The organism is Acidimicrobiales bacterium (assembly GCA_030747595.1).
GTDB lineage: Bacteria > Actinomycetota > Acidimicrobiia > Acidimicrobiales > MedAcidi-G1 > UBA9410.
This window is the reverse complement of record JASLKK010000005.1, coordinates 1-24,828: the sequence shown is the minus strand read 5'-3', so window position 1 is coordinate 24,828 and position 24,828 is coordinate 1. Positions and strand designations below refer to the sequence as shown.

At 67.3% G+C, this 24,828-nt stretch carries 26 protein-coding genes; 25 read left to right on the top strand and 1 reads right to left on the bottom strand.

The window, feature by feature from the left end:
• Positions 1-101 precede the first annotated feature (101 nt).
• The 3 genes from QF777_05085 to QF777_05075 are packed head-to-tail and all read left to right on the top strand — an operon-like array spanning position 102 to position 4,621.
• A complete protein-coding gene (locus tag QF777_05085) occupies positions 102-1,781 on the top strand; it encodes a DAK2 domain-containing protein (protein ID MDP6910920.1) in 1,680 nt (559 codons plus the stop codon).
• Between the two features lie 11 nt (positions 1,782-1,792).
• Positions 1,793-3,949: an ATP-dependent DNA helicase RecG gene (gene recG / locus QF777_05080; protein MDP6910919.1), complete on the top strand. Its 2,157-nt coding sequence runs from the start codon at positions 1,793-1,795 to the stop codon at positions 3,947-3,949.
• A gap of 30 nt (positions 3,950-3,979) precedes the next feature.
• Positions 3,980-4,621 (top strand): GNAT family N-acetyltransferase, encoded by a 642-nt coding sequence (locus tag QF777_05075; GenBank protein ID MDP6910918.1) that lies wholly within the window; start codon positions 3,980-3,982, stop codon positions 4,619-4,621.
• Positions 4,622-4,688: 67 nt separating this feature from the next.
• Here QF777_05075 and QF777_05070 read toward each other — a convergent pair whose 3' ends face one another.
• The gene (locus QF777_05070) at positions 4,689-4,877 is read right to left on the bottom strand and encodes a hypothetical protein (protein MDP6910917.1); all 189 of its coding nucleotides are present in this window, start codon (positions 4,875-4,877) and stop codon (positions 4,689-4,691) included.
• Between the two features lie 91 nt (positions 4,878-4,968).
• Here QF777_05070 and rsmD point away from each other — a divergent pair, with 91 nt between their 5' ends.
• The 22 genes from rsmD to QF777_04960 all read left to right on the top strand — a co-directional run.
• Entirely contained in the window at positions 4,969-5,553 is a 585-nt protein-coding gene (gene rsmD / locus QF777_05065; GenBank protein ID MDP6910916.1) for a 16S rRNA (guanine(966)-N(2))-methyltransferase RsmD, read from the top strand.
• Positions 5,554-5,602: 49 nt separating this feature from the next.
• Positions 5,603-6,082, top strand: coding sequence for a pantetheine-phosphate adenylyltransferase (gene coaD, locus QF777_05060; protein ID MDP6910915.1), 480 nt, complete (start codon positions 5,603-5,605; stop codon positions 6,080-6,082).
• Positions 6,079-6,765, top strand: coding sequence for a hypothetical protein (locus QF777_05055; protein ID MDP6910914.1), 687 nt, complete (start codon positions 6,079-6,081; stop codon positions 6,763-6,765). Before coaD ends, QF777_05055 begins: the two co-directional genes overlap by 4 nt.
• 1 nt (position 6,766) lies before the next feature.
• A complete protein-coding gene (locus QF777_05050; protein MDP6910913.1) occupies positions 6,767-7,342 on the top strand; it encodes a DUF177 domain-containing protein in 576 nt (191 codons plus the stop codon).
• A 169-nt stretch (positions 7,343-7,511) separates the two neighbouring features.
• Entirely contained in the window at positions 7,512-7,691 is a 180-nt protein-coding gene (gene rpmF, locus QF777_05045; protein ID MDP6910912.1) for a 50S ribosomal protein L32, read from the top strand.
• 52 nt (positions 7,692-7,743) lie between these two features.
• Entirely contained in the window at positions 7,744-8,718 is a 975-nt protein-coding gene (plsX, locus tag QF777_05040) for a phosphate acyltransferase PlsX (protein ID MDP6910911.1), read from the top strand.
• A gap of 198 nt (positions 8,719-8,916) precedes the next feature.
• Positions 8,917-9,207, top strand: a complete 291-nt coding sequence (locus tag QF777_05035) for an acyl carrier protein (protein MDP6910910.1) — start codon at positions 8,917-8,919, stop codon at positions 9,205-9,207.
• A 43-nt stretch (positions 9,208-9,250) separates the two neighbouring features.
• Positions 9,251-9,988 (top strand): ribonuclease III, encoded by a 738-nt coding sequence (gene rnc, locus QF777_05030; protein MDP6910909.1) that lies wholly within the window; start codon positions 9,251-9,253, stop codon positions 9,986-9,988.
• Positions 9,985-10,827, top strand: a complete 843-nt coding sequence (locus tag QF777_05025) for a DNA-formamidopyrimidine glycosylase family protein (GenBank protein MDP6910908.1) — start codon at positions 9,985-9,987, stop codon at positions 10,825-10,827. Before rnc ends, QF777_05025 begins: the two co-directional genes overlap by 4 nt.
• Positions 10,828-10,995: 168 nt before the next feature.
• Positions 10,996-14,514: a chromosome segregation protein SMC gene (gene smc, locus QF777_05020; GenBank protein MDP6910907.1), complete on the top strand. Its 3,519-nt coding sequence runs from the start codon at positions 10,996-10,998 to the stop codon at positions 14,512-14,514.
• Positions 14,515-14,603: 89 nt separating this feature from the next.
• Entirely contained in the window at positions 14,604-15,308 is a 705-nt protein-coding gene (locus QF777_05015; GenBank protein MDP6910906.1) for a response regulator transcription factor, read from the top strand.
• Positions 15,305-16,576, top strand: a complete 1,272-nt coding sequence (locus QF777_05010) for a HAMP domain-containing sensor histidine kinase (protein MDP6910905.1) — start codon at positions 15,305-15,307, stop codon at positions 16,574-16,576. Before QF777_05015 ends, QF777_05010 begins: the two co-directional genes overlap by 4 nt.
• A gap of 83 nt (positions 16,577-16,659) precedes the next feature.
• Positions 16,660-18,255 (top strand): trypsin-like peptidase domain-containing protein, encoded by a 1,596-nt coding sequence (locus QF777_05005; GenBank protein ID MDP6910904.1) that lies wholly within the window; start codon positions 16,660-16,662, stop codon positions 18,253-18,255.
• A 64-nt stretch (positions 18,256-18,319) separates the two neighbouring features.
• Positions 18,320-19,225, top strand: a complete 906-nt coding sequence (gene ftsY / locus QF777_05000; GenBank protein MDP6910903.1) for a signal recognition particle-docking protein FtsY — start codon at positions 18,320-18,322, stop codon at positions 19,223-19,225.
• 13 nt (positions 19,226-19,238) lie between these two features.
• Positions 19,239-20,726 (top strand): signal recognition particle protein, encoded by a 1,488-nt coding sequence (gene ffh / locus QF777_04995; GenBank protein MDP6910902.1) that lies wholly within the window; start codon positions 19,239-19,241, stop codon positions 20,724-20,726.
• A gap of 233 nt (positions 20,727-20,959) precedes the next feature.
• Positions 20,960-21,532 (top strand): 30S ribosomal protein S16, encoded by a 573-nt coding sequence (rpsP, locus tag QF777_04990; protein MDP6910901.1) that lies wholly within the window; start codon positions 20,960-20,962, stop codon positions 21,530-21,532.
• A complete protein-coding gene (locus tag QF777_04985; GenBank protein MDP6910900.1) occupies positions 21,529-21,777 on the top strand; it encodes a KH domain-containing protein in 249 nt (82 codons plus the stop codon). Before rpsP ends, QF777_04985 begins: the two co-directional genes overlap by 4 nt.
• Before the next feature lie 7 nt (positions 21,778-21,784).
• The gene (gene rimM, locus QF777_04980) at positions 21,785-22,333 is read left to right on the top strand and encodes a ribosome maturation factor RimM (protein ID MDP6910899.1); all 549 of its coding nucleotides are present in this window, start codon (positions 21,785-21,787) and stop codon (positions 22,331-22,333) included.
• Positions 22,330-23,070: a tRNA (guanosine(37)-N1)-methyltransferase TrmD gene (gene trmD / locus QF777_04975; protein ID MDP6910898.1), complete on the top strand. Its 741-nt coding sequence runs from the start codon at positions 22,330-22,332 to the stop codon at positions 23,068-23,070. The genes rimM and trmD overlap by 4 nt, the downstream gene beginning before the upstream one ends.
• A gap of 147 nt (positions 23,071-23,217) precedes the next feature.
• Complete coding sequence (rplS, locus tag QF777_04970) at positions 23,218-23,565, top strand: 50S ribosomal protein L19 (protein MDP6910897.1); 348 nt, start codon at positions 23,218-23,220, stop codon at positions 23,563-23,565.
• A gap of 447 nt (positions 23,566-24,012) precedes the next feature.
• Positions 24,013-24,345, top strand: coding sequence for a cytochrome c (locus QF777_04965; GenBank protein ID MDP6910896.1), 333 nt, complete (start codon positions 24,013-24,015; stop codon positions 24,343-24,345).
• A gap of 205 nt (positions 24,346-24,550) precedes the next feature.
• Positions 24,551-24,828: hypothetical protein (locus QF777_04960; GenBank protein MDP6910895.1), on the top strand; the 278-nt coding region annotated here is incomplete at its 3' end.

The following is a 24,828-nucleotide window of genomic DNA, read 5'->3' as shown; positions in this document are numbered from 1 at the left end:
CCGAGGCGCTGCGTTGTCGGTCACGCCGGCGTACCTGGCTTGTCGGCTCGCCGAGTCCCGTTCCGGGGGCAGTGGGTCGGCGATGGCTACGCTCGTCCACCGTGACCGTCTCCTCGTTGGACGCCGCCGGCTTGCGCGCCCTCATGGGCACCTTTCGTGATGCCCTGGTCGGCCACCGGGCGACCCTCAACCTCCTGAACGTCTATCCGGTGCCGGACGGCGACACGGGTTCGAACATGACGATGACCGTCGATTCAGTGTGCGCCGACCTCGACGCCCTCGACGGCGACGCCGACATGGACGCGGTGGCCTCCGCCATTGCCCACGGCTCGTTAATGGGGGCCCGCGGAAACTCCGGTGTGATCCTTTCCCAGGTGCTCCGTGGACTGTCGGCGGTCTTCTCGCCGGCAGGGGCTCAAGATCCCCAGTCCGGGGCCATCGATGGACGCCTGTTGGCCGACGGCCTGGCCGCCGCGTCGGCCGCGGCTTACAGGGCAGTCATGACACCGGTCGAGGGAACGATCCTGACGGTGGTTCGTGAGTCTTCCGAAGCGGCCCTGGTCGCCGCCGATGCCGGAGCGGACCTCCTGGGTACTGCCGAAGCGGCTCGTGTCGCTGGGGGCGAGAGCCTGGCCCGGACGCCTGAACTACTTCCGGTGCTGGCCGAAGCGGGCGTGGTCGACGCCGGGGGAAGCGGGTTCCTGCTCCTGCTGGATGCAGCGCTTACGACCATTGACGGACGACCGCTGCCGGAACCGGCTGAGGTCAAGGCGCCGTTGCTGGCTGGCGACCGTCCCGATGCCCACCAGAGCGGGGCCGGCGCCGATCTCGGAACGCAGTACGAGGTCATGTACTTCCTGGATGCACCGGACGACTCAGTGGACGGTTTCAAGGCGGCGTGGGCCGCGCTCGGCGACTCCATTGTCGTGGTGGGTGGCGACGGCGTCTGGAACTGCCACGTCCACACCGACGACATCGGTGGGGCGATCGAGGCGGGTATCGCCGCCGGCCGCCCTTACCGCATCCGAGTCACCGACCTGTTCGACGAGGTCCGCGAACAGGTTGAAGAGCAGGCCTGGGTGCGGGACTCGATGGCCGCTGACAGCGGAGACGTCGGCGAACCTGTTCCCTGCGCCGTAGTCGCGGTGGCCAACGGCCCGGGCATCCGCGACATCTTCCGGTCTCTCGGGGTGCGTCGGGTGGTCCTCGGCGGACAGTCCATGAACCCGTCTACCGCCGACCTGCTGGCCGCTGTGGAGGCCGTGCCAGCCGACGCGGTGGTACTGCTCCCCAATAACGGAAACATCATCGCGGTGGCCGCCCAGGTCGACGCCCAGACCGACAAGTCGGTCCGCGTGGTGCCGACCCGGGGGATCACCGAGGGCTTCGCCTCGTTGCTGGAGTACGACCCGCAGGGGACGGCGGACGACAATCTGACTTCGATGGCCGCGGCGGCCGACGCCGTGGTGGCCGGCGAGGTGACCGTGGCGGTGCGTGACTCGGGCAGCGACGTGGGCGACATCGCTGAGGGCGACCACCTCGGATTGACCGACGGGAAGGTCCGAGTGGTCGCCGATACGTCGTTCGGCGTCACCACCGGCCTGCTCGAGGCGATGATCTCCGACGAGCACGAGATCGTGACAATCATCGCCGGTGAGGATGCCGACGAAGCCACGACGGCGGCCGTGGTCGCCTGGCTGAGTGACGAGCATCCCGACGTTGACGTCGAGGTACATGACGGCGGCCAGCCGCTGTACCCGTACTACCTGGGCGTCGAGTAGCCCGGGGGACCGTGGCCGACCCAACTCCCATGGACGGGGGCATCACCCTCCGGGAACTGGCCAACCGGTCGGTCACCGACCTGAACGGTGTAGGTGAGGTGAAGGCGAAGGCCCTGGCGGACGTCGGGGTCGGATCGATCCTCGACCTGCTCGGCTTCTATCCACGTCGGTACCTGGACCGCAGCCGCGAGGCGACCGTGGCCCAACTCGAGCCGGGGTCCGAAGGCATGGTGCTGGTTCGTATCGACCGGGTCGTCGCACGGCGGACCCGGAAGGGTCGGTCCCTCGTCGAAGTACGGGCGTCGGACGAGACGGGTCGTCTCCGGCTGACCTTCTTCAACCAGCCCTGGCGGGAACGCCAGCTGCAGGAGGGGATGCAGGCCGTGGTGTTCGGCAAGGCCGACGACTACCAGGGCACCCTGCAGATGGTGGGCCCGGTCGTCGACCTGATCGGTGACCGGACGGGCCGGATCGTCGCCGTCTACCCGCAGTCCGAGACCGCCGGCCTCCACAGTTGGGACGTCGACTCCTTCGTAGGCGAGGCTCTGCGTCGGACCATGGCCGTCCGCGGCTTGTCGGACCCGGTTCCCCGAAGGGTGCGTGACAGCTTCCGATTCATGGACCGGTCCGATGCCTACCGGGCCATTCATCGCCCCGAGTCGATGGCGGAGATGGCCGAGGCCCGCCGCCGTCTGGTGTTCGACGAGCTGCTGCGAATCCAGATGGCCCTGGTCCGCCGCAAGCTGGAGCTGGAGCGGACGTCGGTGGGTATTGCCCACCCCGCCGGCCCAGTGGATGGTGGCACCGACGTGGTGGCCGAGTTTCATGACCGCCTGGGCTTCGAACTGACCGGGGCGCAGCACCGCACGATCGATGAGATCGCCGGCGACCTATCCCGCCCGGTGCCCATGCATCGTCTCCTGCAGGGTGACGTGGGGTCAGGCAAGACAGTGGTGGCGGTGACCGCCCTGTTGACCGCGGTGCGAGGTGGCCGCCAGGGCGCGTTCATGGCACCCACTGAGGTGCTGGCCGAGCAGCACCACCTTGGGGTGGCCGAACTGCTGGACGGCATGACCGTTCCCGATCCGGCGACCTTGTTGGGACACCGACCGTTGAAGGTCGACCTCCTCACCAATCGGACCACCGCCGCCGAACGGCGCCGGATCGCCTCCCAGTTGGTGGCAGGTGGTGTTGACGTCCTGATCGGCACCCACGCCCTGATCCAGGAGGGGGTGGAGTTCGGCTCGCTCGGCGTGGTGGTGATCGACGAGCAGCACCGGTTCGGTGTGGAGCAGCGGGCGGCCCTCCGGGAGAAGAACCGAGACGGCACGGCTCCCGACGTCCTGGTGATGACGGCTACCCCCATTCCGCGCACCGCGGCCATGACCGTCTACGGAGATCTCGACGTCTCGGTACTCGATGAGATGCCGCCGGGACGGACCCCGATCGACACCGCGTGGGTGGTCGAGGAGGAGGAGGTCTGGCAGGCCGTCCGCGACGAGGTGGCCGCCGGCCGTCAGGCCTACGTCGTGTGTCCGCTCATCGACGAGTCCGATGCCCTCCAGGTGCGGTCGGCCGAGGAGGCGTTCGCCGAGCTGTCGACCGAGGTCCTGTCCGACCTGCGGATCGGGTTGCTCCATGGGCGGGTGACCCGAGCCGACAAGGAGGAGACGATGCGTCTCTTCCGGTTTGGGGAACTCGACGTGCTGGTGGCCACCACGGTCATCGAGGTGGGTGTCGACGTTCCCAACGCCACGGTCATGGTGGTGCTCGACGCGGCCCGATTCGGCATTGCCCAACTCCACCAACTCCGAGGTCGGGTAGGTCGAGGCGCACATATCAGCCGTTGCTTCCTGGTTGGCGAAGCACCCACGCCGGACGCCGAGGAGCGGCTGAAGGCCATTGTCCGCACCACCGACGGGTTCGAGCTGGCCGAAGTCGACCTGGATCTCCGGGGCGAGGGCACGATCATGGGGGAGCGTCAGAAGGGCCGCAACGACCTTCGCTTGGCCTCGCTCCGGCGGGACCGCGAGTGGGTGGAAGCGGCCCGCGAGGTGGCGCTTTCCCTGGTGGCCGACGGCTCGGGGCCGGAGGCCCACCCCGAACTGGCCGACGAGGTCGACCTATTCCTCGGGGCCGACGAGTCGGCATTCCTCCTGAAGTCATGACCTGGGGTCGCTGGTGGGGCAGGATCGGACATGCCTGAAGGTCGCCGACCGCCCATCGCTACACGAGTCGGGGGAGACGACGACGTCCCCGTGGTGGTGGCCACCCTGGCCGAGGCCTTTGCTTCTGACCCGGTGCTGTCGTTCCTTCTCGACGAGGGGCCGGACCACGAACCGGGTCGACACATGGCGCTGGTCACCGCGCTGTTCGCCAACCGACTGCTAGGCGGCCGGGGAGTCGACGAGATCGTGGTACCCGGCGATCCGGCCGACGCACGGGAGGCGGCCGCCGTGTGGGTGCCGCCCCGCGGCCCCGACGACCCGGGGCCCGACTATTCGGCGGTCGGCATGGTGAACCAGATGGCTCTGGGCGAGGAGGAGATGGCCCGGCGTCTGGAGGCCATGATGCCGATGCTGGGCGCCTCGCCGGCTACGCCTCACTGGTATCTGGCCTTCGTGGGCACCCGAGCGGCGTCACGTGGGCGTGGCCTGGCCTCAGCGCTGATCTCGGCGGTCACCCGGCGCTGCGATGCCGACGGGGTGGGCGCCTACCTCGAGTCGTCCAATCCGGCCAACGTGCCCCTGTATAGGCACCACGGATTCGTGGTGACCGGTGAGGCGGTCATCGCCGGCGGCCCCACCGTCCCGCTCATGTGGAGGGATCCACTGCACTGAACACCCCGGAACTGTTCGGCGGGTGGCATGACGTGAGGGCCGGCGTGTGGCCCACCGAAGGAATCGGTCAGATGGTTGGCGGTTCGTCGCCTCGGCCCTCGTCGCCGTCATCCGGTGTCACCAGGTCCCAACGGTCCATACAGTCGGCACATCGGTAGGCAACCGGGTCGCCCGGCTCGAACTCGGTCTCCGGGTGGGGGAGGAGATGACAGGTCCCCCCACAGTCGACGCAGATGATGGTCGTGGGTGCCCGCACGGGCCGAACCTAGCGTTTGGGGGATTTGGGTCTGCCGTCATGGGGCTTGCCGCGACGGACTCTGGTACGGCGGGCCTGACAAGATGAACGCGTGCGCGTCGTTGCCGGAACTGCCCGTGGCCGCCGGTTGGTCGCCCCGGATGGCGGAGCCTCGGACGGCCGGCGTGGCGGCTCGACGGTGCGCCCCACGACCGACCGGGTCCGCGAGTCCATGTTCAACGCACTGCACAGCCGCGGCGCCGTGGTCGACGCACGGGTCCTCGACCTGTTCGCTGGAACCGGAGCGCTGGGAATCGAGGCCCTGTCTCGTGGCGCTGCGCACGCCACGTTCGTAGAGCAGGCATGGGATGCGGTGGAACTCGTGGAGGTCAACCTCGACACCTGCGATCTGTCCACCCGGGCCACCGTGGTCCGTGCCGATGGCCTCGGGTGGCTGGCCACGGGCCTCGGCGGCGCAGCCGGACCATGGGACCTCGTGCTGCTCGACCCGCCGTACGACTTCGACGGTTGGACTGACCTCCTGGAGTCCCTGATCGAACTGGTGGCTGCAGACGGAGTGGTCGCCGTGGAATCGGATCGTGAGATCGATGCCGGTCCCCGTTGGAATGTCGATTCGCACCGCCGTACCGCGGGTACCGTGGTGATGCTGCTCCGGCCGGAGTCGGATCCGGCTTGAGTCACGGTCGACGGAACGATTTCCAAGATTGGGGAGAGGTGGCCAACTCGTGACCCGAGTGCTGTATCCCGGTTCGTTTGACCCCGTCCACAACGGGCATGTTGAGATGGTCGAGACAGCTGCCGGGCTGTTCGACGAGGTGGTGGTGGCCACCCTCACCAACCCGTCCAAAGGTGGAGGCCTGTTCGACCTCGAGGAGCGGATGGCGCTGCTCGACGAGTGCTTCGAGCACCTGACCAACGTCCGGACAACGATGTTCGACGGTTTGGTGGTGAACCTTGCCACCGAGGTGGGGGCCCACTTCATCATCAAGGGATTGCGTGCCGTATCGGACTTTGAGAGTGAACTCCAGATGGCCCAGATGAATGCCGAGATCTCCGGGGTGCAGACGCTCTTCCTGCCCACCGCATCCCGTCGTTCGTTTCTGGCTTCACGCCTCATTCGCGAGGTGGCCCGTCTCGGCGGTGACGTGAGTGACATGGTGCCGGACCCGGTCCGGCTCCGGCTCGAGAGCCGGCTCGACAGGTGAGCGACCCGATGGTTGATCCCCTGTCCGGCCCCATGGACAGCGGCCCGGATCCGGTTCCGCTGGCCGCCGAGCCGGCGGCCGCGACTCCTGACCCGTATCGGCCGCCACAGATCGAAGCCATCCTGCGCCAGTTGCGTGAGGTGGTGGCCAACGCCCGGCCCATGCCGTTGTCGGCGTCGTCGATGGTCAACAAAGACGAACTCCTCGCACTCCTCGACGAGGCGGCGGCACGACTTCCGGAGGAGTTGCGTGCGGCCAGGTGGCTACTCAAGGAGCGCGAGGAGTTTCTGGGCAAGGTACGGCGTGAGGGCGACGAGATCCTGGAATTGGCGCGCACCCGGGCTGAGCGTCTCGTCCAGCGCACCGAAGTGGTCCGCACCGCTGAGCAACGGGCTCGCCAACTAGTCGAGACGGCCCGTGAGGAAACCCGTCGGATGCGTCGTGAGACCGAGGACTACTGCGACCAGAAACTGGCCAGCTTCGAGACGCTGCTGGGAAGCACCCGCGACACGATCTCCCAGGGCCGGCGTCGTCTACAGGAGACGGTGCTGGACCGGGACCGGGAGCGACGGGCCACCGAAGCCGCAGAGGCGGTACGGGCGGTTGACGAGGCGCATGCGTCGGGCACTGCCCCCGTACGTCCGGGCGCCGACTTCTTCGATCAGGACGCCGAGGGCACCTGAGGTGGACGACGGCCTGCGGATCCCGCTGGCCGTCCTGCGCCGCCGGGTCGACCCCCGGCTGGTCCGACGGACGGTCGAACTCGATGATCTGGGCGTCGGCGAAGTGCGGGTGGTAGACGGCCGGGTCGACGTCGATCTCGAAGCCGAGGCGCGGGGCCCGGATGTGGTGGTTACCGGTTCTGTGGGTGCCGCGTGGGTCGGCGAATGTCGACGTTGCCTCGACGAGGTGGGTGGCCGTCTCGACCTGCGGGTACACGAGGTCCTGTCGGCCGGTTCCGGCTCCCCGTCGTCCACCGGCAGCGGAGACGAGGGGTCCGTGGGGGACTCGGGTGACGCCTACCCTCTGGGCGGCGACGAGGCCGACGTTGAGCCGATCGTTCGGGATGCCGTTCTATTGGCCATACCGTTGTCACCGTTGTGTTCGGAGGACTGTGCCGGTCCGGATCCCGAACGATTTCCGGCTGCGACCCTCGGGAGTGGTGAGGCTGAGGGCGACGACCTTGACGCGGCGCCAGTCGCCGATCCCCGGTGGGCGGCCCTCGATGCCCTCCGGGCTCCGGGGGATGCCGACTCCTGACGCCCGAACACTGAGTCACGGGTCATCCCCTGACGGTCAGGTCGCCGTTCCGGTTCGGCAACGGTCCCGCTAACCTCATCGGGTCGCCCGGGGCGGGTCACCGCCTCCGGCCGATCGACCGCAGTCGGGTGCACCGCCCCCGACGTTTGACGCCTCTGAGGAACCGACGATGGCCGTCCCCAAGAAGAAGACTTCCAAGGCCAAGGGCCGGAGCCGCAAGGCGGCTGCCTGGACTCTGGGCCGCTCCTCACGGAGTTCCTGCCCGCGTTGCAGCGCCATCAAGCGTCCGCACCGCATCTGCGGGAACTGCGGTTGGTACGCCGGCCGCCAAGCCGTCGACGTCGACTGATCGACGTTCCAGTGACTCGTCCCGACTGAGCCGCCGAGTCGCAACCCCAGTCATGCTTCCCATCGCCGTTGACGCCATGGGGGGCGATCACGCCCCGTCAGAGATTGTGGCCGGCGCGCGCACTGCCGCAGACGACGGCATTCCCATTGTCCTTGTGGGACGACCCGGAGAACTGGGTGACACTGGGGACCTGGAGGTGATCGAGGCCTCCGAGGTCATCGCCATGGACGCCGAGCCCGGGTCCAGCGTTCGACGGATGAAGGACTCGTCGCTGGTCCGTGCCGCCGAGGCGGTACGCGACGGGCGGGCCTCGGCCATGGTGAGTGCCGGGAACACGGGCGCCACGATGGCCAGCGCCCTGCTTCGGATGGGTCGCATCAAGGGCGTGGCCCGGCCGGCCATCGCCACGTTGATCCCCACTCCCGGCTTCACGCCGACCGTCATGCTCGACTCGGGCGCCAACGCCGAATGCCAACCCGAATGGTTGGTCCAGTTCGGCCAGATGGGCGCGGTGTTTGCCCATCACCGGTTGGGTATCGCTGAACCCCGGGTGGCGCTGCTCTCCATCGGAGAGGAGCCCGGAAAGGGCAGCCCGTTCGTCAAGGAGGCGTACGCCGCCCTTGAGGCCGCCACGCTTCGGGGCGCCGAGTTCATCGGCAATGTCGAGGGCCGTGACCTCATGACCGACGCGGTCGACGTGATCGTGACCGACGGGTTCACCGGGAACGTGGCATTGAAGACTGCGGAGGGCGCGTTGAAGGCCCTCTTGACGGCTCTTTTCACGGCCATGGCCGGTCGACCAGAGGCCCTCGAAGCCGCCGACGTGCTGGCCCCCGAGCTAGATGACCTGTACCGGGAGTTCCACCCCGACACCTACGGCGGCGCCATGCTCCTAGGGGTGAAGGGCGTGTGCATCATCAGCCACGGCTCAACCAATGCCGTGGCCATGCGAAATGCCATCGGCGTGGCATCGGAGATGGTGCGAGCCGACGTGGTCGGCCACATCACTACCGCAGTCGCATCTTGAGGCCCTGGGGTTGCGACCCATCCGACAGAACCCGGCCAAACGCCCTGATATTGCGCTTTAGATACCTTTTAGCCACTAACGGGTACTCCCGAACAGGATGTTGATTCCGGTAGGCTTGTTCACCGTCCGGTAGGCCGTTTGACGGCCCGGCGAACAACTCCGGAGACCCGGAACCGGCCAATATCGACAGGAGTCGACGTGCCTGCAGAAACCCATGTGGAGGGCGCCCCGGTCGGGCGCGACGAGGTTCTCGAACTGGTTCGGGATCGTCTGGCTGACATCCTGGAAATCGAGCCGACCGAGATCGCCGAGGGTGCGTCGTTCGCCGACGACCTGGATGCCGATTCGCTCGCCCTCATCGAACTCGTGGAGGCCATCGAAGAGGAGTTCAGCGAGCGCTCAGTCGGCTTTCGGATCGAGGACGACGACCTCGAGGACCTTCGTACGGTCCGCGATGCCGTCGACTATGTCGTTTCCCGCCTCGGCTGACCCCTCCCCGGTCCCACAGCAGCCCGACTCGTCCGCTCTGGTCGTGGCCATCGGACACGAGTTCACCGATCCCGGGCTACTGGTCGACGCCCTGACCCATCGGTCATGGTGCGCGGAGCATGACGGGGTGTCCAACGAACGTCTGGAATTCCTCGGCGACGCGGTCCTCGGTCTGGTGATCGCCGAACGCACCTTCGGTGACCAACCGGAACTTCCCGAGGGTCAACTGGCCAAGATCCGAGCTTCGGTAGTGAGCGCTCCGGCACTGGCCGAGACGGCCCGCGGCATCAGCCTCGGTGGCGCCCTGCGTCTGGGCCGGGGCGAGCTGACCAGCGGCGGCGCCGACAAGGAGTCGATCCTGGCCGACGCCCTCGAGGCCGTGATTGGAGCCGTTCACCTGGACGCTGGTCTGGACGCCGCCCGGACGCTCATCGATCGCCTCTTCGCCGACCTGCTCGATCGATCGGCCGAGGAGCCCGGCGGCCACGACCACAAGACTCGTCTCCAGGAACTCGTCGCCCGTCGATCCGAACCGGCGCCGCGTTACGAGGTGACCGACGACGGCCCTGACCACGAGAAGCGTTTCCACGCAGCGGTTGTGGCGGCCGGGAAGCGTCATGGTCCGGCCATCGGAACCTCCAAGAAGCGTGCCGAACAGGCTGCCGCCCTGCTGGCCTGCATTGCCATCGAGTCCCTCGAGTCATCCAGTCCCGCCCTCGTTCCCGTGGGTGCACCCCCTGCGCCCCCGTCTCGTCCCGTGATCTCCCAGGAGTCCCCGTGAGCATTGAAACCGAACTACCCGAGGTGGAGACCATCCGCTACGCCCTCGATCGAGAGATCTCGGGACGCAAGCTGAAGACCGTGGAGGCAGCGTCCATGGCCACCCTCGGTCGCTACCGCAACCGCAAGCAGTTCACCAGTCGCCTAGAAGGTCGCAAGCTCGGCCCGGTCCGGCGCATGGGCCTCCTGCTGGTCTCCGAGCTCGACGACGGCCAGTTGCTGGTCATCAAGCTCGGTCCCGGGGCGCAGATGCGACGCAATACGGCCCGCGACGCTGTAGAGCCAGGCACCGAGATCACCGGTACTTTCACCGTGGGTGGACACGTGCGCCTGGTCGACCCCGAGGGTGGCTCGCAGGTGTGCGTGATCGGTGGTGATGAGTTGGTGGCTGAGTTCCCTGAAGTGGCAGCCGGAGGCATGGATCCGGCCGGGGAGATGATCCCGTGGACCTCATTCGGCAGCCAGGTGCTGGCTCGACAGATGCATCTCAAGGACCTCCTCTGTGATTCCTCGATCGTGGTCGGCGTGGGTGACGTCTATTCCGATGAGATCCTGTTCCACGCTGGCCTGAGGCACGACCGGATGTCGGACAGCCTCTCCCACCAGGAGGTCCGTCGGCTCCATGGTGCGTTGATTCAGGTGGTCAACGACGCCATCAAGTACCGGGGCACCGACATAGAGGAACGTCCCTTTCGTGACGTGTACGGCGAACCGGGCGTCTACGGCGACCACCTGGCGGTCTACGCCCGGGCCGGCGCTCTCAGCGATCGGAACCGGACTCCGATCCAGCGGATCAAGTACAAGGGCGGCTGGACCTACTACTGCGAAACCCAGGTCTGAGCCGCTTACCGGACACCCTGCGACCCTCCCGGATGGGGAGAGGAGGACTGCGCGACCGCGCGGCCTAACGCGCGCCTAGGGTGGCGCCATGGCGAATGACACAGGTGTGATTCCCGGCGTAAAGGGACGTGTTCGATCGTCCCTAATGATCCCGATCGGCGGCAGCGCGTGTTCCTGAAGCGTCTGACCATCAAGGGATTCAAGTCGTTCGCCGACTCGGCAGCCCTCGAGATGGAACCCGGGGTGACCGTCGTGGTCGGCCCCAACGGGAGCGGCAAGTCCAACGTGGTGGATGCCATCGCGTGGGTGCTCGGTGCCCAGGCGCCGAGCGCCGTGCGTTCCCAGAAGATGGACGACGTGATCTTCGCCGGCACCTCGACGCGGGCCGCCCTCGGGCGGGCCGAGGTCTCGCTGACCATCGACAACTCGTCCGGTCAACTTCCGGTGGAGTTCAATGAGATCACGATCACCCGCACGCTGTTTCGCAGTGGTGACAGCGAGTACTCGATGAACGGAGCGCCGTGCCGGCTGCTCGATATTCAAGAACTGCTGTCCGACGTCGGCGTGGGCCGCCAGCAGCACGTCATCATCTCCCAGGGCCAGATCGACGCCGTGCTCAACGCCCGTCCCGAGGACCGGCGCAGCATCATCGAGGACGCTGCTGGAATCCTGAAGTACCGGCGCCGCAAGGAGAAGGCCCAGCGTCGGCTGCGATCCACCGAAGCCAACCTGGACCGGCTGTCGGACCTGCTCCGCGAGGTCCGGCGCCAATTGCGACCCCTCGAACGACAGGCCGATGCGGCCCGCCGACATGGCGACCTACTCGACGAACTCACGGCCCTACGCCTCCATCGAGCAGGCCGCGAGCTAGCCAGCCTCCGTACCCGGGCACGTGACGAGGCCGAGAACCGTTCGACGTTGGCCGCCACCGAGTCCACACACACCACGTCGTTGGCCCGCTTCGATGCTGAGGTGGTGGCCGCCGAGGCCGAGTTGGCGGTTCGCGGTGGCGACGATCTCGGCGATCGTCTAGTCCGATTCGAGGCATTGCGTGAGCGGGGCCGGGGCATCCGGGGAGTGCTGGTCGAACGGCTCCGGGGACTGGAACGGGATCGCTCGGCGCTGATCTCCCAGCAGGTCGTGGTGGGTCTCGAAGCCGAACTGGACCGCTCAGAGGCCGAAATGGGCCGTCTCGATGCCGAAGCCGAGGAGCTGGCGCCCGAAGCAGAGCGCCTGGCCTTGGCCGAGACCGAGCTGGTGGCCGACCGGGCCGCCTTTGAGATGGACTGGTCTGAGGGGATTCCGGCACTCGGTGGACATGCGGCCGAGGCCCGAGGCGAGCTGGGGGTCCTACGGGCCTCGGTGGATCAGGCGGGCATCGAACGGAATCGGCTGGCCGACCGACTGGCGGCGCTCGACGAAGCGTCGGAACGACTCGACGGTGAGGCCGACCGCCTGCGAGCCGACCTGTCGGTGGGCGAGACCGCCGAGGAGCCGCTGGTCGCCGAGGCGACCGCTGCGGAGGCCCGGTCACATCAGGCATCGGTGCGGCGGAACGCCGCGTGGGAACGGGTGGTGGCCGCCGAGGCCGAGGTACGTACCGCATCAGCGAGCGTGGATGCCCTAGCCCTGGCCCTCGACGAGGCCCGATCACGAGCCGGTACCGAACACCTGGCGGGAATCGACGGGGTGTTGGGCACCCTGCTGGACTTGGTCGAGGTCGACGAGGGATTCGAGGCTGCCTTCGAGGCGGCGGCCGGCTCGGCGCTGGATGCGGTAGTGGTTCGTGGCCCCGATCACGCTCGTGAGGCGTTGACTGCGCTGGAGGAGGGCCGCCTGTCGGCTGCCGTGCTGGCCCTAGGGGCCGGTGCCACCGGGCGGTCAGCTCCGATGGTCGGCTCCCCGGTTCGCCCCCACGTCCGGGCTCGATTGGATGTTGCTGACGCAGCCACCGGTGTCGATGGGCTACTCGATCGACTGCTGGGTCACGCGGCGTTGGTCGACGCACCGTTGACCGAGGTCGTGGACCTGGCGCTGCGTCACCCTGAAGCCGTGCTGGTGACCGCCTCGGGCGACCGGTTCGGCCCGTCGGGCTGGCGGGTCGGAGGCGATGGTCGGGGTGCCACCGGCGCCGCACTCGCCGAGGCCGAGTCCCGGCTGGCCGCGGCCGGATCAGAACAGGTGAACGCGTCAGCGGCTTTCGACGATGCCGAGCAGGGCACCACATTGGCTGAGGACGAGGTCGCCCGTCACAACCGGTCCCTCGATGAGCACGACGGTCGATTCACCGCGGCGGCCGAGTCATTGCAGCGGCTCCAAGTGGAGCGGCGGGACCTCGCCACCGAGTCCGAGGGACTGCGGTCCCGCGTCGGTGAACTGGACCAGCGTCTGGCCGACGATGGCCGCCGGGTGGCTGAGTTGGATGACCGCCTGCCCGCTCTGGAGGCCGACGAGGTGGCCTCGGTGGAAGCCGGCCGGCGGATGAACGCCGCCCGGGCATCGCTTGAGGAGCGATCGGCCACCATTGGCGCATCGCGGACCGGACACGACGTCCGGGTCGCAGAGGTGATGGGTCGACGCACCGTGGTGGGAGCCCGGGTTGTGGAGCTGCGGGCCCGCCTCGAACAGCTCTCCGATGAAAGGGTTGCCGCCGCGGCCCAGAGGGACGACCTGGTCGGCCGTGAATCGGCCACCCGTCAACTGGTCGAGGCCATTGACGTCCGAATGGCCCTGGTCGACGCCCGACTCCAGGTGCTACGGGAGCATCGTCGCCAACAGTCCGAGCGGGTCCGGGCCGTGGCCGCCCGACTGGACGGTCTCCGTCGAGAGCGAACCGAGGCCGAGACCGCTCTCCGAGAGATCAGGGAACGTCAGTCCCGGCTCGAGATCGAGCGGGCCGAGACCCGGATGCGGATCGAGAACGTTACGGCCACCATTCGTGTCGAGTTCGATCGGGAGCCCGAGGCGGCCATCGAGGCACCATGCCCGGTGCTGCCCGACGGAATCCTGGCCGCGGCCCGGATCGCCGAGCTGGAGCGGGAACTCAAGCTCATGGGACCCATCAACCCATTGGCCCTGACCGAGTTTGATTCCCTGAAGGAGCGACACGAGTTCCTCCAGGAGCAGCTGGACGACATCCGGTCCACCCGCAAGGAACTCCGCAAGGTCATCCGCTCGGTGGACGAGGAGATCGTCTCGGTATTCGCCGCGGCCTATGCGGAGGTGTCCGGCCATTTCACCGATCTATTCGAGTCGTTGTTCCCGGGCGGACAGGGTCGCCTTCGCCTCACTGATCCCGATGACCTTCTGGAGACCGGGCTGGAGGTCGAGGCACGTCCGTCGGGCAAGAACGTCAAGAAGCTCTCGCTGCTGTCGGGTGGTGAACGGTCGCTGACCGCGCTGGCCTTCCTGTTCGCCGTGTTCCGTAGTCGTCCGTCGCCCTTCTACGTGATGGACGAGGTCGAGGCGGCGCTCGACGACGTCAACCTCCACCGCTTCCTCGGACTGGTCGACCAGTTCCGTAACGACGCGCAGTTGGTGATCGTGAGCCACCAGAAGCGCACAATGGAGGCCGCGGACTGCCTGTACGGGGTATCCATGGCTCCCGGTGGCTCCTCGAAGGTGGTCAGCGAACGGGTCGAGGCGGCCCGCGTAGCCGAACGCCTCGGCGTCCTCACCAACGGCTGACCGACCCACGGTGGCCTGCTCCCGGGCCCGGCGCCCGAGCGAGACACCCGCGGCCCGGCACCGGTGGGTCTCGGAGTACCGTCGTTGACGTGCGCATCCTCGTGGTCGATGACGAGGCCGATCTGCTCGACGCTCTGTCCCGTGGTCTCCGCCGCGAGGGCTACGCGGTGGACACGGCCGACAACGGTGAGGAGGCGCTGGCCAAGGCCTCGTGGACGCCGTACGACCTGATCTGCCTGGACCTGACCATGCCCGGCATTGATGGGCTCGAGGTCTGCGAACGCCTACGGGCCGATCCGCCTGACGAGGTGGTGCCTCGGATACTGATGTTGACGGCCCGCGACACTCTGGAGGACCGCATTCGTGGTCTCGACGTGGGGGCCGACGACTACCTGGTTAAGCCCTTCGCCTTCGACGAGCTCTCGGCGCGTATCCGGTCACTGCTTCGGCGTGATCCCGGTCGATCGGGTGCCGTGCTGGAGGTGGGGGACGTGGTCGTTGACACGGCCCGCCATCACGCTCGTCGTGGTGGCCGGGACCTGGCGCTCACGGCCAAGGAGTTCGCTGTGCTGCGGTATTTCATGACCCGGCCGGGTGAGGTCATCTCCCAGGAGCAGTTGCTGGACCACGTGTGGGACGAACACGCCGATCCGTTCACCAACACGGTGCGGGTCACCGTCGGCACTTTGCGTCGCAAGTTGACGGTGGGCGATGAGGATCCAGCACTCGAGACGGTGGTCGGATCCGGTTACCGGCTTTTTGATCCGGGAGTCAAAGACGGGACCGACGGGTGAAGGCGTCCGTGGTCGGGATGGCCGACCGGATGCCTGACCGGTTCGGCAGCCTGCGGACCCGTCTGGCCCTGCTGTACTCGATCGTCCTGTTCGCTCTAGCTGCCGTGATGATCGGGGCCATCTACCTGGGCCTGTCTCGGGCGTTGTCGGATGAACCCATGTCGCGTCTGGCTCGTTTCGAGCAGTTGGCCGACGGCGCTGCTGAAGGTGCCACTGCTGGCACGACGGACGGGGCCGCCGAGCAGCCCGCTTCGCTGACCCCCGACGACCGGCCGGCCCGGCCGTGGCTGGTGATCTTCGAGGAAGAGGTCAACCGGCGAGCCCTTGAACGGCTGCGGGCCTACTCGTTCACCGCGTTGGCTGGCTTGTTCCTCGGGAGCCTGGTGGTCGGGTGGTACGTGGCCGGCCTGGTGCTCCGTCCTATTGGCCGGATCTCGGCGGTGGCCCGTGAGATCACCGCCACCGACCTGTCGCGTCGCATTGACCTGGGTGGACCGTCGGACGAACTTCGTGACCTAGCTGACACGTTCGACGAGATGCTGGGCCGACTCGACGAGTCCTTCGAGGGTCAGCGCCGGTTCGTGGCCGAAGCCTCCCACGAGCTCCGAAACCCGCTAGCCGTGCTGCGGACCAACCTCGATGTCGTCATGGCCGATCCGGATGCCTCGCCTGAGGACTTTCGGGCCGCCGGGTCGGTTGCCCTGCGGGCGGCTGAGCGGATGTCGGTTCTGGTCGACGACCTCCTGTTATATGCCCACCACGAGCGACCCGATGCGACCCGAGAACCACTGGACCTGGCAGTGGTGGTGGGCGAGACAGTTGAGGACTTCGGAGCGGCGGCCGGACGGGCGGGCGTAGTGCTGGAGCTCGAGCAACGATCGGGCCTTGACGTATTGGCCGACGCGGCTGCCCTCCGGCGGGCGGTGGCCAACTTGTTGAGCAACGCCATTCGGGTGTCGGACGGTGGCGGGGTGGTTCGGGTGGCCACCGGCCGCGATGACGACATGGTGTGGGTATCGGTGGTCGACGACGGGCCAGGAATCGCCGTCGAGCACCTCGAACATGTTTTCCAGCGATTCTGGCGGGGCGACCGGGCATCAGCTCGGGAGGTAGGACGGTCAGGGCTGGGTCTGGCCATCGTCCGACAGATCGCCGAGGGTCATGGGGGACGAGCCACCGTCCGGTCCGTCCCGGGCGAAGGTGCGACCTTCGCCGTGTGGTTACCCCGGTACGTGGACCGGATCGTGTCCCGTAGGGACCGCATCTGAGGCGAGACCGTCAGCGCGGTCGCCGGGGCGGTCATAGGCGCGCTGCGTCGGTAACGCGCCCTGTTCCGTCTACCTTCTCCTCCATGCCTGAAGAATCGAGCCCCGAGGAACAGCCGATTCCACGATCCGTTGAGCGACGGAGTATCGAGGTCGGCCGCCGGGCCGGTTCGGTTACGCCGCCTCGTCCCGACGAGCCGTCTTTTCCGGGACTGCTCCCGGCTCCCGTGCCGCCGATCGAGGCGCCGCTACGCCTCACCGGCCGGGTATTGGCCGGCGTGTTCGCCATCGCCGTGCTGGTGGCCGCCCTGGTGGCCGGTGCGGTTGCCGGCTGGATGCTCCGGGGCGACGATGACGACCTGGCGTTCTCTGCCGACGTGGTGGCCGACCTGGTCGAGCGGGTGCGTGTGGGCGAATCGTCGGGTCTGACCGCTGACGAGGTCCGGGAGATCCTCGCCCGTGAGTCCGCTGGGGTCGAGTCCTCCGACACCCTCTCCACAGCCGACGTGGAAGCCATCGTGGCTGACCGCTTGGCCGATCGCGGGGCCGAGACCGAGGGGCTCAGTTCCGCCGAGGTGTCCTCCATCGTGTCGACGGTGGTCGAAGAGGCAGCAGGCCTCGACCAGAGCGAGGTGGAGGCTGTGGTCAGTCGCCTCGTGGAAGAGTCGGCGGGCCTGACGGCAATAGAAGTCGAGGCATTGGTGGCCCGACTCTTCGCGGAGGCACCCGTTGACGATTCGGGCGAGGAACCGGTGGTGGCGGTGGCCGAGGCCCTGCGGGACACTGTTGTGCTCGTTACAGCGATCGACAAGGGTCACGGCTCGGGCATCGTGTTCGACGAGTCGCGGATCGTCACCAACGCCCATGTGGTGGACGGCGCCGACGAGATTCTCGTGACGCTTCCCAGCGGCCGGGAGATCGCCGCCACGGTGGTCGGCGTCGACGTGCGACGCGACGTCGCCGTGCTCGAGTTGGTCGAGCCGGCAGATGGCCTGGTGCCCGCCGTGTTCGCCTTTAGCGAGGACCTGGAGGTTGGACAGTTGGCGGTGGCCGTCGGCAGTCCGTTCGACCTGGATCGGACGGTGACCGCGGGCATTGTGAGTGCCCTTGGTCGGGTCATCGATTCCTACGGCTGCGAGTCGGGGGCGGGCGCCGACTGTGCCGGCGTGGCCATGATCCAGACTGATGCCCCGATCAATCCGGGCAACTCGGGTGGCCCGCTAGCTGACCGTGACGGCCGGATCATCGGGATGAACACCTCGATTCAAATTGGTGGAGCCTTTACCGGAGGAAATATCGGGTTGGGGTTTGCCCTGCCCAGTGACACCGTGGTCCTGGTGGCCCGCCGTCTGATCACCGGCGAGCCGGTTGGGACCGCGTGGTTGGGGATCCGAGGCGAGTCCCCGACCGACGGCAACTTCGGGGCGGTCATCGTGGAGGTCATCGAGGGATCTCCGGCCAGCGGTGCGGGTCTGCTGGAGGGCGACCGGATCTTCCGCTCCGATGGTCGGCTCATCCGGGACATGCCGGCGTTGCGGGCCGACATCCAGATTCGTTTGCCGGGAACGTCGGTCGACCTGGAGGTGGACCGAGATGGAGAGATCCTCCTGATCGAGGTCGATCTGGGTGCTCTCGACGACCAGTTCACCGAACCGTCTACCGGCGGGGACGCGGACGACTGACCCAACGTTCAGCCCGGTTCCGGCCCGGGTTCGGATCGGAACCCCACCGGTAGCCTTTCGGGCCATGGGTCTCCGCTCCCGTCTCGGTCGTGCCCGCGACGCATGGTCTTCGCACCTCGCCACGATCCGTGCATCCGAGGTGGTCGACGATCGCATCTGGCAGGAACTGGGTGACGCCCTGATCTTGGCCGACGTCGGCGTGGCGACAGCTGACGAGTTGTTGGACGAGGTCCGCCAGCGGGTTGGGCGTGAGGGCGTGGACGACGTCGACGGGGTGCTGGGAATCCTCAAGTCGGTTCTCGTGGATCGTCTGGGTGGCGCCGATCGCTCGCTGGCCCTTGGCGGAAGTCCGTCGGTGTGGCTGTTCGTCGGTGTGAACGGGGTGGGCAAGACGACGACCATCGGGAAGTTGGGTGGCCGTGAGGCTGACGCGGGCCGTCATGTGGTGTTTGCTGCTGGCGATACCTTCCGGGCCGCGGCGGCCGACCAGTTGGCTATGTGGGCCGATCGCGCCGGTGCGCCGGTAGTGCGGGGCGCGGAGGGCGCCGATCCCAGCTCTGTGGTCTTCGACGCCGTTGAACACGCGGCGGCCCGAGGTGCCGACCTCGTCCTGGCCGACACGGCCGGTCGTGTCCACACGAAGTCCAACCTGATGGACGAGCTGGCCAAGGTGCGGCGGGTGGCGGAGAAGGGCTCAGGCACGGTGACCGAGACGCTGTTGGTTATAGATGCCACCACTGGGCAGAACGGATTGATCCAGGCCCGGCAGTTCGCTGAGGTGGCTGCCGTGACCGGCATCGTGCTGACCAAGTTGGACGGTTCGGCCCGGGGCGGCATCGTGGTCGCCGTGCAGGAGGACCTGGGTATTCCGGTGAAGCTGGTCGGGGTGGGTGAGGGCGCCGACGACCTCGTCGAGTTCGACCCGGTGGACTTCGTGGACGCACTCTTCGCCGTTGATGTGACGGCCTGAGGAGAAGCCGACCGTGTTCGAGAGTCTGAGTAGTCGATTCGAGGGGGTCCTAAAACGGATCCGGGGCAAAGGTCGGCTCGGTCCCGAAGACGTCGAAGAGTTCCTCGGCGAGCTTCGGGTAGCCCTGTTGGAGGCCGACGTTCACCTGTCGGTGGTTCGGACCTTCCAGGATCGGATCCGCGAGCGGGCCGTCGGCGTCGAGGTCAGCGGAGCCCTCAATCCCGGACAGCAGGTCGTCAAGATCGTGCTCGAGGAGCTCACCGGGGTGCTCGGAGGCGAGACCCATCGGCTGACCTACGCATCTAAGCCTCCGACGGTGGTGCTGCTCGCCGGCCTCCAGGGATCAGGCAAGACGACCACGGCAGCGAAGTTGGCCCGCTGGTTCAAGGCCCAAGGACGAAACCCGATGCTGATCGGGGCTGATCTCCAACGCCCGGCGGCCGTCGAGCAGTTACGGACGTTGGCTGCCCGCATCGACGTACCGGTGTTCAGCGAGGCCACCGACCCGGTCTCCGTGGCTCGTGCCGGTCTGGCGCAGGCCCGCAGCCTGGGACGTGACGTCGTCATCTGTGACACGGCGGGGCGCCTGGCCGTTGACGATGACCTGATGGCCGAGGTGGCCGAAATGGCGGCGGTACTCGACCCGGACCACACCCTCCTGGTTGTCGACGCCATGATCGGCCAGGACGCCGTCAACACAGCTGAGGCTTTCCATGCCCGGCTCTCACTGGACGCGGTTGTGCTCACCAAGTTGGACGGCGACGCCCGGGGCGGTGCAGCGCTGAGCGTCAAGGAGGTGGTGGGTCGTCCCATCGCCTTCGCGTCGACTGGGGAGGCCCTAGAGGACTTTGACCTGTTCCACCCGGACCGCCTGGCCAGTCGGATCCTGGGTATGGGCGACGTCGAAACGCTCATAGAGAAGGCCGAAGAATCGTTCGAACAGGCCGAGGCTGAGGCTGCCGCCGCCCGCCTCATGGACGGGACCTTCACCCTCGACGACTTTCTCGAGCAGCTCAAGGCCCTTCGGAAGATGGGGCCGCTCAGCAACATCATGGGAATGGTCCCCGGGATGGCCCAACAGCTGAAGGGTGTGGATGCCGAAGTGGATGAACGCCGGATCGACCGGATCGAGGGGATCATCCACTCGATGACTCCCGGTGAGCGGGCCGCCCCGGACGTCATCGACGGTTCCCGTCGGGCACGGATCGCTGCGGGCAGTGGCACCCAGCCCAACGAGATCAACCAGTTGGTCCGCCAGTTCCGTGAAATGCGAAAGATGATGAAGCAAATGGGCGGCAAGGGTCGGCGCTCTGGTGGCAGGCCTTCTGCTGGTAAGGGCCGGGGCAAGGGTCGAAGGGGCGGAGGTGGTCGGACGACGGCACTTGGGCCGGCGCCGATCGACAAGAAGAAGGGCCTTTCGCTGCCCGGGCTGGGCGAGACGCCAGGCGGTGTCCCAGGTGGTCTCGGTCTCCCCGGCGAGGGTTCCCCGGGGAGGCCGTAGGGCCCTCGGGTCGGGCTCCTCTCGAGGGTGCCGCCGGGTTTCTCTGGAAGATGTCGAACGGCATGTCGGGCGTCACGGGGCTGATCCGGTCATGGAGGCTGGAAAACGACGTGGATCCCGGCAGACTGGACGACCGAATGGGCGCAACTCCACCGTGTCCAGGGTCCCCCGCCAGACCGTGCGGGGGCCAGATGAATCATCCTGACTGACAAGAAAGTGGTACCGACGTGGCCGTGAAGCTCCGCCTCATGCGGATGGGAAAGAAGAAGCAGCCGACCTACCGGGTGGTTGCCGCCGACTCGCGCAAGGCGCGAAACGGCCGCATCATCGAGGCAGTCGGCTTCTACGACCCCCGCCGTGATCCGTCCGTGATCGAGATCGACAACGAGAAGGCGGTGGGCTGGTTGCGCAACGGCGCCCAGCCGACCGAGCGTGTCGAGAAGCTCTTGAAGATCACCGGAGCCTGGGACGAGTTCAAGGGTCAGCCTGCCGGCACCAGCGTGACTGCGGCGCCCGAGCCGAAGCCCGAAGTAGTGGCGACCCCTGTCGAGGAGGCCCCTGTCGAGGAGGCTTCCGTTGAGGAGGCGGCCGTTGAAGAGGCCGTTGAGGAGGCGCCTGTCGAGGATGCTTCCGTGGAGGAGGCGGCCGTTGAAGAGGCCGTTGAGGAGGCGCCTGTCGAGGAGGCTTCCGTGGAGGAGGCGGCCGTTGAAGAGGCCGTTGAGGAGGCGCCTGCTGAGGAAGCTTCCGTCGAGGAGGCCCCCGTGGAAGAGGCGGCCGCTGAAGAGACCGTCGAGGAGGAATCATGAGCGCTGAAGCCCCGACTGCTGAGAGCGTCCTCGAGTACCTGATCAAGACCATCGTCGAGCAGCCTGACGAGGTCCGCATCCAGGCTTCGGGCGACGAGCGGTGCACGTTCTCGGTGACCGTCGCCGACGGCGACATGGGTCGCGTCATCGGCCGTCGCGGCCGGGTGGCCAACGCCATCCGGACCATTGTCCGGGCTGCCGCGGTCAACGACGAGACCGAGATCGACGTCGACTTCGTCGACTGACCGTCCGATGGACGGTGGGCCGGATCCCGATGGGCCAGCCCTGCTCGAGGTTGGCCGAATCGACAAGCCCCATGGAGTGCGCGGGGAGGTCGTCGTCAGTCTGATAACCCACCGCACCGAGCGCCTCGCGCCCGGAGCCGAACTCCAGACCGACCGTGGTGCGATCACGGTGGAGTCGAGTCGACCCCACCAGCATCGGTACCTGGTCCGGTTTGACCGGATTCCCGACCGTGAGGCTGCCGACGCGTGGCGCGGGGTGGTGCTGAGTGCGCCGCCGATCGACGACCCGGACGACGACACGCTTTGGATCCACCAGTTGATGGGATCCGTGGTGGTGGACCAGCACGGGGTCGAGCACGGTGTCGTGACGGGGGTCCTCGAAAACCCGGCCAGCGACCTTCTCGAGTTGGATGATGGCCGACTGGTCCCGCTGGTCTTCCTGACGGCCTTCGAGCCGGGTGTTCGTATCGACGTGGACGTGCCCGTCGGCCTCCTCGACGGCGACGACGTTGATCCCGAGGTTGCCTCGGACGCTGATCCGGACCAGACGCCATGACGCTCCGTGTCGACGTCTTCACTCTCTTCCCGGGCCTCATCGGGGCCTACACAGGTGAGAGCATCCTGGGCCGGGCCTCCGACGCAGGCCACCTCGATGTCCGGGCACACGACTTGCGGATGGCCGCCACCGATGCCCATCGCACGGTCGACGACAGTCCGTTCGGCGGGGGAGCGGGCATGGTGATGATGCCCGAACCGGTCTTCGCCGCCGTTGAACTCGTCGAACCCCCGCGACCGCTGATCCTGCTCAGCCCGGCCGGCCGACGCTTCGACCAGTCGGTAGCCGTGGAACTCGCCGCGCTCGATGGCTTCTCGCTGCTCTGCGGCCGTTACGAGGGGGTAGACGAGAGGATCCGAACCGAGCTGTGTGACGACGAGCTCTCGCTCGGCGACTACGTGTTGGCCGGCGGCGAACTAGCTGCCCTGGCGGTCATCGAGGCTGTGGCGCGGCTTCGACCCGGGGTGCTGGGAAACAGCGCTTCGCCGGAGGACGAGTCGTTCACCGACGGTCTTCTTGAGTACCCGCACTGGACCCGCCCGGCCGAGTTCCGTGCCTTGTCCGTTCCCGATGTGCTCCTGTCGGGCGATCACGCGAGGGTCGCCCGGTGGCGCCGGGCCGCAGCACTAGCTCGCACGATCGAGCGACGACCGGACCTGATCGAACAGCGTGGCGGCCTCACCGAGGCCGACCAGGACCTTCTCGACGAGTTCGGGACACCTGACCCGAACGATTGAGCCAGACGGCACAACGGGCGGTCGGTCGTCCCGGTGTCGTCCACGGTCGATGGCCGTATGCTTGCCGATCGGTCTCCTCCCGTCCGGGGACGGAACCACGAACGGCCCGATCTGTCTGACGGGCCACGAGCCTCTCGAGGACGAGCCATGCAGCCCACCGATCTCGTCGATCACCAGAACCTCCGGGACGACGTTCCCGACTTCAACGCCGGCGATGCCCTGAAGGTGCACGTCCGCGTTGTTGAGGGCAACCGGAAGCGGGTGCAGCTCTTCGAAGGCGTGGTCATCCGCCGTCAGGGCAGCGGGGTCCGTGAGACGTTCACCGTACGCAAGCTGAGCTTCGGCGTCGGCGTGGAACGGACCTTCCCGGTCCATTCACCGATTATCGACCGCATCGAGGTCGGGGCCCGCGGTGACGTCCGTCGGGCCAAGCTCTACTACCTCCGCGACCGTATCGGTAAGCGTGCCAAGGTCAAGGAGAAGCGGGAGTTCTGATCCCGCTGCGGCGTTCCTGCTGAGGGTCGCCGCCACATCCTGTTCCCTATGGTCGCTGCCATGGTGGCGATTCGGCGGGTCGGCGTCTGGTCCAGCAGCCTCGGTGCCAATGGCGACGCATGTCAGGCACGTCGACAGGGACGATGACTAAGTGTCCGAGTCCCGGCGGGATCTCCCGGTTGCAGCCCGGGCATAGGTAGGTCTTGGTGGCCTGGTAGGGATGGATGAAACGCTCTTCCAGTTCGCCCAGGATCTCGGGGTTGTCCATCTCAGGAGGTCGTCCCGCGTGGGTGGCCGGTTGGTGGTTGGCAGGTCACAGGAAGAGCGTCCAGGCGATAAGGAGTACAGCCACGACGACGGCAGCACCCACGTAGAGGACATCGCTGGGGCGCCGGTGGTGGGGGCGTCGCGGGTCAAATCCCATGCCGTCAGTATCGTCGACGTTCGATGCGACTCCACTGCGCTCTGTTCCTGGTATTGGCCGTTCTCGGGGCGTCCTGTGCCAGCCCCCCACAGGTTCCCGGGGCCGACGACGGGTCGGCAGATCCCGCTCTGGTAAGGGGTCGGGAGATCTGGGGGAAGGCGTGTGCGTCCTGCCACGGTTCCGACGGTTCCGGGGGAAGGGGGCCGTCGCTGGTCTCGGTGGAGATTCGGTTCCCAGTGTTGGCCGACCAGCTCACAGTGGTGACCGATGGACAGGGTTCCATGCCAGGTTTCAGCGGCCGGTACGACCCCGAGGAACTCGAGGCGGTGGTCCGCTACACGCGCGAGGTGCTCTGACCACACCTGGAAGAACGCGTTTGGTTGGACGCGGTCAGGCCAGTATGTCAACGTTGCCTAGCCGGGCCAGAAGAAGCTAAAGGGTCCTCGAGCGGGCATCCCGTACGAGGATGATGAGGAGGGGCAGTTATGCGATCAGTAGGACGACGGACAATCCGAGTGGTCCTCCTTGCAATTCTGGTGACGGTCATGATCCCGACCACTGTTGCAGCTCAAGATTTCCAACCTCCTCCTGGCCCTGCTCCTGGCCCTGCTCCTGGTCCTGCTCCTGGCCCTGCTCCTGACGCTGGCCCTCCTCCTGACGCTGGCCCTCCTCCTGACGCTGCTCCTGCTCCTCCTTCTGAGGTTGCTCCTCCTTCTGACGCTGCTCCTGGTGGCGGTGCCGGTGGTGATGCTCCTGGTGGTGATGCTCCTGGTGGTGATGCTCCTGGTGGCGGTGCCGGTGGTGATGCTCCTGGTGGTGATGCTCCTGGTGGTGATGCT

Excerpts from the sequence above, each read along its gene's own strand:
- QF777_05075 (MDP6910918.1), top strand. The coding sequence starts at position 3,980 with ATGCCTGAAGGTCGCCGACCGCCCATCGCTACACGAGTCGGGGGAGAC.
- rpmF (MDP6910912.1), top strand. The coding sequence starts at position 7,512 with ATGGCCGTCCCCAAGAAGAAGACTTCCAAGGCCAAGGGCCGGAGCCGC.
- plsX (MDP6910911.1), top strand. The coding sequence starts at position 7,744 with ATGCTTCCCATCGCCGTTGACGCCATGGGGGGCGATCACGCCCCGTCA.
- QF777_05005 (MDP6910904.1), top strand. The coding sequence starts at position 16,660 with ATGCCTGAAGAATCGAGCCCCGAGGAACAGCCGATTCCACGATCCGTT.
- ftsY (MDP6910903.1), top strand. The coding sequence starts at position 18,320 with ATGGGTCTCCGCTCCCGTCTCGGTCGTGCCCGCGACGCATGGTCTTCG.
- QF777_04985 (MDP6910900.1), top strand. The coding sequence starts at position 21,529 with ATGAGCGCTGAAGCCCCGACTGCTGAGAGCGTCCTCGAGTACCTGATC.
- rimM (MDP6910899.1), top strand. The coding sequence starts at position 21,785 with ATGGACGGTGGGCCGGATCCCGATGGGCCAGCCCTGCTCGAGGTTGGC.
- trmD (MDP6910898.1), top strand. The coding sequence starts at position 22,330 with ATGACGCTCCGTGTCGACGTCTTCACTCTCTTCCCGGGCCTCATCGGG.
- rplS (MDP6910897.1), top strand. The coding sequence starts at position 23,218 with ATGCAGCCCACCGATCTCGTCGATCACCAGAACCTCCGGGACGACGTT.
- QF777_04965 (MDP6910896.1), top strand. The coding sequence starts at position 24,013 with ATGCGACTCCACTGCGCTCTGTTCCTGGTATTGGCCGTTCTCGGGGCG.